Source organism: Paracoccus yeei ATCC BAA-599 (genome assembly GCF_000622145.1).
GTDB lineage: Bacteria > Pseudomonadota > Alphaproteobacteria > Rhodobacterales > Rhodobacteraceae > Paracoccus > Paracoccus yeei.
Genome location: NZ_JHWH01000041.1, coordinates 1 through 12,812, shown reverse-complemented (window position 1 = coordinate 12,812; position 12,812 = coordinate 1). Strand labels below are relative to the sequence as shown.

Genomic DNA, 12,812 nt, shown 5'->3' with positions numbered 1-12,812 from the left:
GACAAAGATCCGCGAGGCGCTGGCCTTGGTGCGTGCCACCGCGCCGGGGCTGGAAATCGACGGCGAGATGCAGTTCGACGCCGCCCTCGACGACGCGATCCGTTCCAAAAAGGCGCCAAACAGCGCCCTGACGGGACGCCCCAACGTCTTCGTCTTCCCAGACCTCGCCTCGGGCAACATCGGCTACAAGATCGCACAACGCCTGGGCGGCCTGACCGCCATCGGCCCCATCCTGCAAGGCCTCGCCAAACCCGCAAACGACCTCTCGCGAGGATGCTCGGTCGAGGATATTGTCAACGCCTCGGCGGTGACGGCGGTGCAGGCGGGGCATTAGCCGCCGGCCAAGCCCCACAGGCCGCGAATTGCCGCTAGGACGGCGGTCACCACCAGCATTGCGATTGCGGCCTTCTGGTATCCGCCGTCGTCCAGCCTGCGGAACACCCAACCGCCCAAATGCGTGCCCGCGATCAGCAGCGGCAGCGAGGCCACCGCAGCCAACACGGTTGGCCATCCCACGACGCCCTGCACCAACAGGCCGGGCAGCGCCAGAAGTGAGGTGACGAAGAAAAAGATCATCAGCGTCGCGCGGGCTTCGGCGGCGGGCGTCGCCGTTCCCAGCAGATAGGCAACGGCAGGCGGGCCGGGCATCGCCGCAAAGCCTGAGAACATCCCGGCCAGAACGCCGGCGCCTATGGCCTGGCGTGGTCCCGGCACAAGGCGGACCTTGCGGACCAGGCTAACCAATGCCCCCAGAACGATGATGGCGATCACCACGCGCATCGCATTGGCGGATAACAGCTGCAACGTCATCAGGCCCACTGGTGTGCCGATCACCGCCCCGGCCGACATCATCGTCAGCGTCCTGATGTCGATCATGCGGCGGACCGAAACAAGGTCGCCCAACCCGATCATGCATTGCAGCAAGATGGCTATCGCCGCGCCCTGCACCGGCGCCAGCACGAGGCTGATCAGCGGAACCGCGGCCAGGGCAAAGCCGAAGCCCGTGATGCCGCGCAGGACGGCCGCGGCGAAAACCGCACTACCAATCAGCAGGGCATCGGTTGCTGACCACATTATGGCTAGAATTCCGGGCAGTATGCTTCTGGGTTCCGTCTGTTGCGGGATCCGCATGGAGCGGTCTTCCTTGCCAGGGAAAGCCTGTAAAAAGGTGCCATGCCGCCCGTTGTTCCGGCAGGCCGGACGCTTGTCATCTGTAGTTTCGACATATTATCACTGGCATCTGGCGAACACCACCAAATCGCATGCGACAACGCATTACGACAACGTGCAAGATTTATCGGCGAACCGTTTGGGAAGCATCTGCCGACGAGTGCGCCAGGCATTACCCTGCTGTCCTTCCGATCCTCGAACTCACGTCGGACGCGGTCGGCGAGGTCCTGTACCAGCCTTGACGCCGGCCGCAGCGCCGGCGTCAGCATGTCATAGGTAAAGAGCTGCTCGGGCGTGATCGGCCGGATTGCAACCATCCCGAGCGCCGCGCATTGCCGTGCTGTTACCGGCTCAGTGATCGACACGCCGGCGCCGCCCGCCACCATCGAACAGATGGCAGAAGGATAAGCTGCACTCTGGCCCCGCGTCGGCAGGGCACGCCCACCACGAGATCCTTTTGTGTTCGTCACGCAGGCCTTGCCCGCCCCCCTGGGGCGGAACTGCCCACAGCACTCGCTTAAGATCCTTCCCTATTGATGCCGCGTCTCGTTGTGAGCCCACGGCGGGGACCGCGGTCAACTGCTCTTCTCGGAAACTCTCAAAACACGAGGGATTTGCAATGGAGAGAGCGGATGAAATAGCACCATATGCCGGAGCCGCGCCCGGGTAGGCAACTGAGCCTGCAGTTCGAGCCTTGCAATGTGGATGGAATGAAGGACGTGGAGCGAGGGGCGGCGCAACCCATCATCAGAACCGTTGAAAAGTTTTTGACCGCGACAGGATGATCCTGCTCACCTCTCGCGCTCCCGCTCTTCGCCTCCCGCTTCTCGCCCGTTGAAGCGCGCCTTCACCTGCCGGGCCTGCTGCAGGGACATGCCGATGCTCTCATGGCGCTCGGCGGCCGCCGCGATGGCGCGCACCGTTGCCTGGCGGTCTTGTGGATCGGGGATGTCCAGCGCCAGCGCCCGGTCATCCCCCTCAGCCAGCCGCGCCATCAGATCCGCGCCGTAGCGGTCCTTCAGGTCGCGGGCGAAGCGCGCGGCATGCTCGTCGCTTTGGAACGCGACCTTGCCATGGGCGTACAGGCTCTCGGCCATCGCGCCAAGCGCCCAGGTCAGGCGGTCGCTCTCGGGCCGGTGCTCCAAGCTGCGATCGACGAGCCGGGCCGTGCTGGCGTAGAAGCCGCCGACCAGACCGGCGGCCGTCCGGCGCCCGGGCTCGCTGTCCAGATCCAGGCGCTGGTGCGACGCCACCGCCAGGATGTCCTGCCTGGTCCAGTCGCGCTCTTGCCAGGCGTTCGCCGCGCCCTGCGTCATGCGCTCGGTGACGGCGGCCGGATCGAGGCCGATCCGCCCCGCCTCATCGGCGATCTGCTCGCGCAGCGCGGCGACACGCTCGGGGGCCAACGGTTGCGCCAGCCCGGCCCGGACAATGGACCGCGCGCCGATCTGCGTGCCGTGCACCGGCTCGCGCGCCGGCTGCTGCATCAGCGCCGCGCCGCGATCATCGCCCAGCTCGCGCGAGACATGGGCCGCAGCCTCGTAGAGTTCGCGCCGCAGCTCGGCACGTTCAGCCTCGGGCAGGCGGGCGACGCCGCGCTCGGCTTTGTCCAGCCAGCGGTCGTAATAGGCGGCGAGATCGCCACGCGTGCGAACGGCTTCCGCGTCCATCGGTTTCTCCTGGAGGGGGGTGATGATGCCGCCGCGCGACAGCACGGCCTCGGCCTCGGCAATCTTCTCCGCCAGTTCCGCGTCCGACCCCTGCCGGGCCAGCGAGGAGAACAGCCGCAGCGTGGCGATATTCGCGCCGATCTGGATCATCGCCTCGCGGATGGCGCGGCCCTCCAGCGGCTTTTCCCGCACCGCGCGACCCTCGCGCAGCGCGTTTTCCAGCTCGGCGCGGGACGGGCCATAGGTCAGCTTGCCGCGGTCGATGCGCGAGGAACTGTCGAGAAACAGCCCCTCCTCGGCGGCAATCTCGACCATCCGCTCCTTCATCGCCTGGATCTCGAAGGCGTGGCCCCTGGCCATGTAGAACCACGTGTCGTTTTCAAGCCCGCGGTTGTTCACCACGATATGGACATGCGGATGCGCGCGGTCGGTGTGCAGCGCCGCGACATAGGCCCATTCGTCGGGGACATGGGCGCCGCTCTGGAACATCTCGGCCGCCCAGGCCTCGGCCACGCGCAGCGCGCGCCGCGGCGCGACATCGGCGGGGAAGGACAGCAGCAGATGCGTGGTGTGGCCGTTTTTCGGATCGCGGATCCAGCCGTCCTCCCAGGCCGCGGCGATGGCCTTGCGCTGCCCGGGCGTCAGGGTGCAGCGGTCGGGGTCGTGCTCGACCATATTGCCGAAGATGGCGCTGGCCTTGGAGAAGAGATAGTCGAACTGCGCGCCGAGCTGCTGGCGGGTGTGGGTGCCGCCGTTGTGGATCCGCTTCAGGACCGCCGCATTCGAGCCCTGCGCCGCGCGCCACAGATTGTTGGCCCGGGCCGAGAACCGGCCGCCGCCGCCGCGCAGCCGGCGCAGGCGGATCTCGTCGAGGACGGCCTCAGCCCCGTTCGCCACGCTCGGCCTCCAGGAAGGCCCGAAACAGGCGGATGCCGCGCCGGCGGCTTTCGTCGACCACCGCGCCGAGCCAGCTCCGCAGCCCCGGCAGCGCCTGGCGCAGCTCGGTGATCGCCGTCCAGTCCTGGCGCGCCAGGTCGATGCGGCCCCGGTTCGCGGCGAGCGCGATCTGGTTCACGTTGACGCCGATCTTGTGCAGCTCGGCCTTGATCTCGGCCAGGCGTGCGGCGTCCTCGGCGGGCAGTTCCAGCATGCCGGTGCTGGAGCGGACCAGCGCGCGCAGCGCGTCCGAGCGGCTGGTGGCGCCGATCCGGGTCTGGAGCGCATCGAGGGCGGCGACCTCCGCCGGTGCAAGGCGCACCGCGACGGCCTTGCCGGCAGTAGTCGTCGCCTCGCTCTCGCGCGGTTTCGTCGGGCGGGGGCGCTTTGCGGCGGCGGGAGCCTCGGACACGGCCGCGACGCCCGTCTTGAGGCGTCGGATCGCCTCAGCCTTCTGTGCTTTGGTCAGGGTCCTTGGTGCCAACTTCCGCTTTCCGTGTTCCGCAATCCGCGAGGGAGGCGCGATGTTGTAAACATTTTGCATTTCCCGCCATAGTCTTCTTCTCCCCATCCCTCCGAGAATGTCAACCGCCCGCAGCTTGCGATAGGGGTGGCAAGACAGTTTCGAGCACTGTTGCGCGGGCGCGGCAAGGGCCTGCACGATGCGCCCGCGCAACAGTGCTCGCGCCGCGAGATGCCGCTGGGCTGGGAGCCCAAGGGACGACCTGCTCTTGGGCGAACCAGACCGGGCGCAGGCCGAGATGCCTCAATTCATGGGGCGGAGACCCGCAGGGGAGAGAGCGCAAATGGGAGCGAACTCCACCGACCGTTCCAAGGCTCTTCCGCGGGCTCCGGCTTGCGGTCTGCGGTTTGCTGAGTGCGGTTTCCGTCCTGCGTTGTGCGGATTGCGGTATGCGGAAATTTTTTTGCGGATTTCGGATTGCGGAACTTGCAATGCGGCGCTACGCCCGGACCAAAGCAGGTTAAGGACCATCCAGATGAAAAACGGCATCCGCGTCATCACCGCGATGAACCGCAAAGGCGGCTGCGGGAAATCGACGCTAATCCGGGGCCTCGCCTCGGCCGCCGCCGACCGGGGTGAGACCGTCACCATCTTCGACACCGACGGCAGCCGCGGCCTGTGGAAATGGATGGAGCGCGCCAGGGCCGCCAAAGCCTGGTCCGACGATGTCGAGGTCATCGCGACGCTCGACGCCGCGCAGATCGAGCGCCTGGTCGAGGCGATCTTCGAAGAGCCCGACCAGGAGCATCTGGTCCTGATCGACACCTTCGGCGGCGGCGCCGATCCGGCGGCGCAGGACCTGCTGGCCGATCTCTCGGACCTGATCGTCTCGCCCTGCATGCTCTCGTCAGAGGACCTGGAGGAGACACGGGAAACCGCGCTCTGGTATGCCCGCCTAAAGCATCGGGTGTCCGATCCGGCCACGCTGCCGCCCTACCGGGTGATCGCCAGCCGGGTTCCGGCCGTCCTGCGCGAGCCGGACAAGGCGGTGCTGCAGACCCTCGCCCAGACCCTGCCGCTGCTCGACCAGTTCGTCGCGAACCGCTCGGTCTATTCGCGCATGGGGAGCGGCTTGCTCGGCCCGGTCCGGGACAATCTGCTGAACCGGGGCGTGGCGAGCCATGTCCAGGACGGGCTCGACGAGATGACCGAGGCGCTCGATGCCCTGGACGGCATCATCCGGCAGGCCGCCTGATGGCCCGCGAGCGCAAGCGCAGCGCCTTCACCGCCCGCGACCCGGGCTTCGCGGCCAGGCTGGAAATGGCGCCGGCGGAGGCCTCGGAGAAGGCGACGGCGCCTGCCGAGCCGGAGGCCCGTGTGCGGGTCGAGACCGGCGCCGAAGGCCTGCCGCCGGCGCCAGCGCCGCAGAGCCCGGTTGCAGGGGCGTCCCAGGGGAACAGCACGGCGGCCACAGCCGCGCTGCAGCCGGACAGGCAGCCGGCACCGGCGCCTCCGACCAAGGACGGCGTCCCGCTGCGGATCAACTTCTCCTGGCCGGCCGGGATCGTGGAGCGTGCCGCCGCGATGGCGCGGGACTCGCGCTGTCCGGTCCGTACGGTGCTGCGCCACATCTGGTTCGAGGCCCGCGCCGGCCTCGTCGATGCGCTGGAGGCCGGAATCCCGCACACGGCCGTGCCCGCCGCGCGGGCGGTCGGCGCCGGCGAGCGCTTCGACTCCCGCCTGGTCATTTCGCACGACGCGCATGCACGGCTCGCGGCCGAGATCGACCCCAAGGGCATCGCGGGCCTGTCCTCGCCCCTGTCGCGGTGGGCGCGGGAGCAAATGACAGGCTTTGCCGCCGCCTATCTCGACAGGGCCGGATACTAAGACCTGGCCGCGCTGCGCGCGGCCTCGGGTTGGAGGGGCGGCCGCGCCGGCGATCCAGCCCGCGATTTTTTCTCTGGCCCGCCGGGCAGAGGGCGGCATCGGGCAAGGCGAAGGGCGGGCCGCTTGGCGCGGCCCGCCTTCGATCACCCTCGTTTCAACTCGGCCATCCGTTCGGTCAGCAGCCACAGCGCCCGGTTCAGGCTGCGGTTCTGGTCGATGCCGGCCACCGCGCGCGTGCTGCGCCGCTGCAACCAGCCCTCGGCATTGCGCACCAACCCGGTCTGGCCGCCCTTGATGACATTTTCCTGCACCACGTTCATCGCCGTCCACAGATCCGGCGCCCGGTCGGCGCTGCGGCGCGGGCGCAGCAGGGCGGCAGCCTCGATCGGCGCCGGCGGCCCGCCCGCCTCGCCGGCCTTGGGAAAGCGCAGCACATGCGCGGCCGCGGCCAGGGCTTCACGCTCGGCGTCCTGCAAGGGGATCGCCTTCCAGGCGCTGACTTGCGCGGCCACCTGCGGGACATCCTCCAGCACCCGATAGGCGCCTTCGATCACCGCGCCGATGGCATCGCCGGAATGCCGGACCTTGACCTCGCCGAAGGTCTCGCCGGCCATCAGCCCGTTTTCGCAGATGAAGCGGAAAAAGCCGGGCATCATCTGATAGGCGCTCGTGCCGTCATTGGCATTGACCAGCACGATCTCGAAACTGTCGCCGTCAGTGTTCCTCAGAGACCCATGCCGCAGCCGGACCATGTGCTTGGTGAATGCGGCCTTGCCCTCGACGCGAGTGCGGGCCTGCACGGCGCTGTAGGGCTCGAACCCCTCGGCGCGCAGCCCGTCCAGCACGGTGACGGTCGGCACCGGTGAGAAGCGGCGGCTCCGGCTCTCATGCGCCTCGGTGGCAAAGATCGACGGCACGGCGGCGCGCAGCATGTCGTTGCTCAGGGGCTCATCGCGCGCGCGAACCGGGTTGGATGGCACGGGTGTAGCGGCTGAAATTGTAACCCATCGGGCGTCTCCTTTGTGGTGATGCGGTTGGGGTCTCGCGCCCCTGTCCGCGTTGGGCGGCGCCTTTCCGTTCTGTTCTCTGGAAAGCACCGCGTGATTTCCGGAGGGCAGAACGGGAAGGGCAAAGCCCTGCCCGTGGCCGATGGCCGGGCGGTCATGGGTCGGCAGGCCGGGGTGGTGCGGCCCGCAGGCGCCCCGCGCCGAGGACACGGCCCGGCTGGACGACGACGCGCGCCCCGCGCGGCGCTGGCCCATTGATCCGACCGGGCAGCGGATGCGAGGCGGACCACCAGGATCAGAAAAGCCGTCGGCGACGGGGTGAGCCGGGCAACGCCCGGTCGAGCCCCGGCGACGGCTTCAACTCAGTTCGATCCGCGCGGGCGCGGATCTCCGAAATCTCTTTTGCAGGAGCTTTCCAGCCCCGAGCCCTGGGCCGGGGCCGCACATGGCGGCGAGCGGGACGCGCCATCACAGAGCGAAGGATGGCGAGCCACCTTGTGGGAAGCTCCTGCAGAAGCCCGGCCGAGGCCGGATTGACCACAGCCCCTCACGTCCTTGCGCTACCTGACGGCGCGTTCCGTTCGGGGCTGCAAGGCCGGGCCGATGGCCCGGCTGGACAATCCGGCTGCACAACCTGCGCCACCGATCCGCAGCAGAGAGGCCCCGCAAACGGCCCCCGTCAGGGATCGTTCACCCGGCAGGGCCGAGACAAGCGAGGCAGAGCGACCAGGACCGGCGGACGCCCGAGGATCTCGGAACGAGACAGCCGAGCGCACGCCGCAGCCGGGAGCATCGCCCCGAGCGGCTTGGGTCCGGACGTCAGGCCGGACTAGAGCCCGGTGCCCGCCACAAGGCGGGCAGACTCCCAGTGTCGATTTGATCGCGCCCATTCTCCAGTGTCATCAGCGCCAGCTCCGTCGCGCCAACTGCGCCCGTCAGCCACCCACCCAGCCGTGCCCTCTGCCGTAGAGATTCTGGGTGCAGCAGCATAGGGCGCACACGACAATCGAACATGGCGGAGATGCCGAAGCGCCGCATGGTCTTGTACAGGCCGAGGGCGTTATCAGGCAGGGCGAGTATGTTATCCTGCTGGCGGCAGCGTTCAGACGATCCGACAAGGAGCAGATAGCTGGTCTGCCTCGTATAAACAATGTTGCTACATGGCAGCGGAACAGTTAGTATCGACATTGTATCAATGGAGGTCGCCATGAGAGCAGTGGTGAAAATGTGGGGAAACAGCGCGTCGGTCAGGATTCCTGCTGCGATCCTCGGTGAATCTGGCCTGCGGGTCGATCAGACAGTGAATGTTCGCTCGGAGCATGGTCGGGTCATCATCGAGCCGTATCACGAGATCGAGGCCGATCTTTCGGATTTGATCGCGGGCATGACCCCTGACAACATTCATGAAGAGGTCGATTTCGGCGGATCGCGCGGACAGGAAGCGTTCTGACGTGGCAGAGCATATCCCGGATGCAGGCGACATCGTCTGGCTGGAATTCTCGCCGCAAGCAGGGCATGAGCAGACCGGTCATCGGCCCGCCGTGGTGCTGTCGCCTGCGGCCTACAATCGCTTTGGACTCATGCTGTGTTGCCCTCTCACGACGAAGCGAAAGGGGTATCCGTTCGAGGTTCCGATCAACGATGATCGACAAAGCGCGGTGCTGGCCGATCAGGTCAAGTCTCTGGACTGGCGGGCGCGCAACGCGAAGGCAAAAGGCAGAATAAGTGAAACGGAACTGGCGGCTGTCCGTGCCAAGGCAAAAGCCCTGATAGGGCGGTAGGCCAGTCCACATAATGAGACGAAGGTGGCTTTCATCACCTTTCTGCCAGAATAATGAACCGGTCTGGTCCCATTGCCGAGGACGCACCACTCAGCCGCGCAGCGGCGGCCCGAGCGCCGCCCGTCATTCTGGCGTCGGGCACCGGCGCCCGAATGACGGGAACTGTCACGCTCTGAAGATGGAATGAAAAACGACCGCCCTAATGACCAACCGACGTTACTTGAGGATATGTAAACCAACGACCACGAACAGTCTGAGGAAAACGGTCTCGGCGACAATCAATGCGATGGCGCCAAAGCCAACCTCGACCATGCGGGCGAGTGAAGTCTTGATGCCGACTGCGGCAATGGCGACCAGCAGCGCCCAACGGCTGAGCGCGCCAGAAAGGTCTGAGACGACCTGCGGGATTGCCCCAAACGAGTTCAGCGTGGCGAGCACCAGGAAGCCGACAACGAAGCCGGGCAGCAACGGGGGCCGCTCTCCATCGGAAACATCGGCAAGACCCATCTGCCGGATCGCGAGAGAAAAGCACAGCACCACGGGTGCCAGCATCGAAACGCGGATCAGCTTGACCAGCGTCGCCGTTTCGCCGGTTTCGGGTCCGATGGAGAAGCCTGCTCCCACCACTTGGGCCACATCATGGATGGTGCCGCCGAGGAAAACCCCCGAGTCTCGGGCATCGAAATGGAACAGTTGGGCAAGCATCGGATAGACGACCATGGCGATGGTCGACAACACCGTCACCGACAGCACCGTGAAGACCAGATCCCGCTCCGATTTCTCATGCCGAGGCAGAACCGCGGCGATGGCCATGGCAGCCGATGCGCCGCAGATCGCCACCGATCCTCCGGTCAACAACGCAAAACGCCAACCACGACCGACGCAACGGGCTATCAGAAGGGCAAAGGCGATGGTCAGTATGACGCCCGCGACCACCAGCGCAATTGCGGCCGCCCCCAGGCCTGCCAGCATGTCGACACTGATTCTTGCGCCTAGGAGCGCTACGCCGATCCGCAACACGGAACGGCTGGTGAAAGCGATGCCCGGTGCGGTCCGCGTGCCATCATCCGCCAGAAAGCTCAGGGCCAACCCCAAGAGCAATGCCAGCAGCATTGCCGGAGTGCCGTAATGTTCGGAGAGGAATTGGACAGTTACGGCGACCAGGAAGGAAACCGCAAAGCCTGGAAAGAACGATCGTGCGGCATCAAAGCCAAGAAGGCGCGAGGTCAGGAACGGCATGTCATATTTTGCGGTGCCCTCACAGCGCCGCCTCCGGGGATACTGGCATTGGGTCACTCAGAAAATCGTCCAGCAATAGATTGAAGATCTCGGGTTTTTCCTGATGCACGTTGTGAGCGCTGCCAGGGATCACGGCCAACGCGGCTGCAGGGATGACGCGCCAAAGCATCTCCGGCTGCCGCCAACCATAGGAACGGTCCTGATCGCCCCAGAGCACAAGCGTAGGCGCCTTTATCCGAGCAAGTTGTTCACGCCCGTCCCAATTTTCCATTGCGGAAAGAGCGGCCAGCGCGGCCGGAGCTTTGACGCGCACCGCAAGATCGACGCAGGAATTATAGGCGGGGGCGCTCGCACCTGCCAGAAACCAACTGGCAACGATGGGGCGAATGGCGGGTTCCACTCCTTCGATCTCGATACGTGCCTGCGAGGTGGCGATCGGTTCGAACCGATCCGGCAGGGTGCCGAGGGGTCCGGTCCCGTAAAGCACCAGCCGGCTGACGCGATGCGCGGCCCGGATGGCCATTTCCTGTGCGATCATTCCTCCCATCGAATGCCCGACCAGCATGAAAGGCCCGACGCCGCGGTTGTCGAGATATTCCAGGACGCCCCGCGCGAAATCGACAATGCGATCCGGGGCGATCTCCTCGTGGCGGCGACCGAAGCCGGGCAGGTCCGGTGCGATTACCCGGAACCGATGCCGAAAGTGCTCGACCTGGTCTTTCCACTGAGCGGCACCGCCCAGATAGCCATGAATGAAGACGAGCGTGGGGTTCGAGCCGCCCATGGATCAACGGCCCGTTGCGACGTGCTGGTTCGCCTGACGTATCGCGGCGTATTTCTCGACCCGGATGTCGGCGGTTCGCGCATGGCCCTCCATACCCTCGAGCCGCGAGATCCGGGCCGTCGCTTCCGCCAGCGGAACCACCGATTCGGGGGCGGCACGCTGCCAGGTCACCAGTTTCATGTATTTATGCACCGACAGGCCGCCGGTATAGCGCGCCGCCCCCGAGGTAGGCAGGACATGGTTCGTGCCCGACGCCTTGTCGCCGAAAGCCACCGTGGTTTCCTCGCCAAGGAATAAGGAGCCGTAGCAGGACAGCCGTCCCAGCCACCAGTCGAGGTCCCGCGCCTGGACGTGCAGGTGCTCCGGCGCGATCCGGTCGGACAGCGCCGCCATCTCCTCGCGATTGTCACAAAGGAAAACCTCGGCATAGTCGCGCCATGCGGCGGCGGCGTTCCGGCCATTCATCTCGGGCAGCGAGGCGATCAGCGCCGGCAGCCGGGCCATGACCCTTTCGGCCAGCCCGCGGTCGTCGGTAATCAGCCAGACCGGGGAGTTGTAGCCATGCTCGGCCTGGCCGACCAAGTCCCAGGCGACGAATTCAGGATCGGCGCTGTCATCGGCCAGGATCATGCTGTCGGTGGGACCGGCGAACATGTCGATGCCGACCTGACCGAAAAGCAGCCGCTTGGCCTCGGCGACGAACTGGTTGCCGGGGCCGACAAGGATATCCGCCCTGGGTAAGCCGAAGAGCCCATTGGCCATGGCTGCCACGCCCTGCACGCCGCCCATCGCCAGAATGGTGTCGGCGCCGCAAAGATCGGCGGTATAGACGATGGCCGGATGCACACCCTGGCCCTTTTGCGGCGGCGAGCAGGCGACAATGTGCCGGCATCCGGCAACCTTCGCGGTCGTCACCGTCATCATCGCCGACGCGATATGCGCATAGCGTCCGCCCGGCACATAGCAGCCGGCCGCGTTGCAAGGGATGGCGCGCTGGCCTGCGAACAGGCCCGGCCGCACCTCGATCTCGAAATCTCCGATGGTCGCTTTCTGGGCCTCAGCGAACTTGCGGATGTTCTCGTAGGCATAGCGGATGTCATCCTTGAGCTGCGGGCTGACCTGCTCGCCGGCCGCGTCGATCTCGTCGCGGGTCAGGATCAGGTTGCCATCGTAGCCGTCAAACTTGTTGGCATAGCGACGCGCGGCATCCTCGCCCCCATCTTCGATATCGGTGAGGATAGAGCGGACCGTCTGTTCGATATCGCCGGCATCCGTGCTTGCGCTGCGCGCTGCGGTCTTGAGCTGAGTTACAGCCATTATGTGCTTCCTTCCGGTCGTTCTGTTCGTCTGATTGTCCGATTGCGCTACATCTTGCCCTTCCATGGCACGAGGCGGCGCTCGAGAAAGCGCATCAGCATGTCGAAGGCATAGGCGATGGCTGCGAAGACGAAGATGCCCATGATCACCGTCGAGGTTTGCAGGAACTGCGAGGCGCTCAGGACCATGTAGCCGATGCCCTTGGTCGCGGCGACCGGCTCTTCAGCTTCACCCGCCTTGATCCCTCGCAATGGAAGTCGGCAAGGACCACCAATGCCATCGAGCGTCTGAACGAGGAGTTCCGGCGCCGCATCAAGACCCAGACCGTCCTGCCCTGCGCCGAAACCGTGCCGATGTTGCTCTGGGCGCTCTTGGCGTCAGGGCAGATCCAGATGCGAAAGGTCGACGGATGGGAAACCCTCTCTCAACCACTCGTGCCGATGTCCCTTGACCTCGCGGCCTGACTGGAGCCAACCTCACATGCCCGGAGCCCGCTGCTCGGCAATTTCCACCACATTCGCGACACGACCGCAGGTTGAGGTTCTGATGGGGCAAGGC

The 12,812-nt window shown here is 66.1% G+C and carries 13 protein-coding genes and 1 pseudogene; 6 read left to right on the top strand and 8 right to left on the bottom strand.

Going from position 1 to position 12,812, the window contains the following annotated elements:
• Positions 1-334: phosphate acyltransferase (locus BU28_RS0116775; protein ID WP_028720482.1), on the top strand; the 334-nt coding region annotated here is incomplete at its 5' end.
• Here the strand turns inward: BU28_RS0116775 and BU28_RS0116770 are convergent.
• The 3 genes from BU28_RS0116770 to BU28_RS23480 form a co-directional block, all read right to left on the bottom strand.
• Complete coding sequence (locus BU28_RS0116770; RefSeq protein WP_233145063.1) at positions 331-1,131, bottom strand: sulfite exporter TauE/SafE family protein; 801 nt, start codon at positions 1,129-1,131, stop codon at positions 331-333. The two genes, BU28_RS0116775 and BU28_RS0116770, sit on opposite strands and share 4 nt — an antisense overlap.
• 830 nt (positions 1,132-1,961) lie before the next feature.
• A complete protein-coding gene (locus tag BU28_RS0116765; protein ID WP_028720480.1) occupies positions 1,962-3,737 on the bottom strand; it encodes a relaxase/mobilization nuclease domain-containing protein in 1,776 nt (591 codons plus the stop codon).
• Positions 3,721-4,260: a plasmid mobilization relaxosome protein MobC gene (locus BU28_RS23480; RefSeq protein WP_158212799.1), complete on the bottom strand. Its 540-nt coding sequence runs from the start codon at positions 4,258-4,260 to the stop codon at positions 3,721-3,723. The genes BU28_RS0116765 and BU28_RS23480 overlap by 17 nt, the downstream gene beginning before the upstream one ends.
• 514 nt (positions 4,261-4,774) lie before the next feature.
• Between BU28_RS23480 and BU28_RS0116755 the strand changes: the two genes are divergently transcribed.
• Positions 4,775-5,494 carry a nucleotide-binding protein gene (locus BU28_RS0116755; protein WP_028720479.1) on the top strand — a complete coding sequence of 240 codons (720 nt, stop codon included), beginning with the start codon at positions 4,775-4,777 and terminating at the stop codon, positions 5,492-5,494.
• Positions 5,494-6,126 carry a hypothetical protein gene (locus BU28_RS0116750; RefSeq protein WP_028720478.1) on the top strand — a complete coding sequence of 211 codons (633 nt, stop codon included), beginning with the start codon at positions 5,494-5,496 and terminating at the stop codon, positions 6,124-6,126. The genes BU28_RS0116755 and BU28_RS0116750 overlap by 1 nt, the downstream gene beginning before the upstream one ends.
• Before the next feature lie 143 nt (positions 6,127-6,269).
• Here the strand turns inward: BU28_RS0116750 and BU28_RS0116745 are convergent, their stop codons facing one another.
• The gene (locus tag BU28_RS0116745) at positions 6,270-7,058 is read right to left on the bottom strand and encodes a DUF932 domain-containing protein (RefSeq protein ID WP_081791443.1); all 789 of its coding nucleotides are present in this window, start codon (positions 7,056-7,058) and stop codon (positions 6,270-6,272) included.
• A gap of 1,282 nt (positions 7,059-8,340) precedes the next feature.
• Between BU28_RS0116745 and BU28_RS0116740 the strand changes: the two genes are divergently transcribed.
• Both BU28_RS0116740 and mazF read left to right on the top strand, forming a co-directional pair.
• Positions 8,341-8,583 (top strand): AbrB/MazE/SpoVT family DNA-binding domain-containing protein, encoded by a 243-nt coding sequence (locus BU28_RS0116740; protein ID WP_198945006.1) that lies wholly within the window; start codon positions 8,341-8,343, stop codon positions 8,581-8,583.
• Between the two features lies 1 nt (position 8,584).
• Complete coding sequence (gene mazF, locus BU28_RS23475) at positions 8,585-8,914, top strand: endoribonuclease MazF (RefSeq protein ID WP_036763267.1); 330 nt, start codon at positions 8,585-8,587, stop codon at positions 8,912-8,914.
• A 216-nt stretch (positions 8,915-9,130) separates the two neighbouring features.
• Here mazF and BU28_RS0116735 read toward each other — a convergent pair whose 3' ends face one another.
• Genes BU28_RS0116735 through BU28_RS24925 form a run of 4 tightly spaced genes read right to left on the bottom strand, consistent with a single transcriptional unit; the run spans position 9,131 to position 12,505 of the window.
• Positions 9,131-10,153 carry a YeiH family protein gene (locus BU28_RS0116735; RefSeq protein ID WP_036763264.1) on the bottom strand — a complete coding sequence of 341 codons (1,023 nt, stop codon included), beginning with the start codon at positions 10,151-10,153 and terminating at the stop codon, positions 9,131-9,133.
• A gap of 19 nt (positions 10,154-10,172) precedes the next feature.
• Positions 10,173-10,937, bottom strand: coding sequence for an alpha/beta fold hydrolase (locus BU28_RS23470; protein ID WP_036763262.1), 765 nt, complete (start codon positions 10,935-10,937; stop codon positions 10,173-10,175).
• A 3-nt stretch (positions 10,938-10,940) separates the two neighbouring features.
• Complete coding sequence (gene hisD, locus BU28_RS0116725; protein WP_028720474.1) at positions 10,941-12,254, bottom strand: histidinol dehydrogenase; 1,314 nt, start codon at positions 12,252-12,254, stop codon at positions 10,941-10,943.
• A gap of 47 nt (positions 12,255-12,301) precedes the next feature.
• On the bottom strand, positions 12,302-12,505 hold the full coding sequence (locus tag BU28_RS24925) for an ABC transporter permease (protein WP_198945007.1): 204 nt from the start codon (positions 12,503-12,505) through the stop codon (positions 12,302-12,304).
• On the opposite strand from BU28_RS24925, the pseudogene BU28_RS0116715 reads away from it, so the two are divergent.
• Positions 12,443-12,718 (top strand): annotated as a pseudogene (locus tag BU28_RS0116715) (transposase); the annotation flags it as partial. The gene BU28_RS24925 and the pseudogene BU28_RS0116715 overlap by 63 nt on opposite strands.
• Between the last annotated feature and the right edge of the window lie 94 nt (positions 12,719-12,812).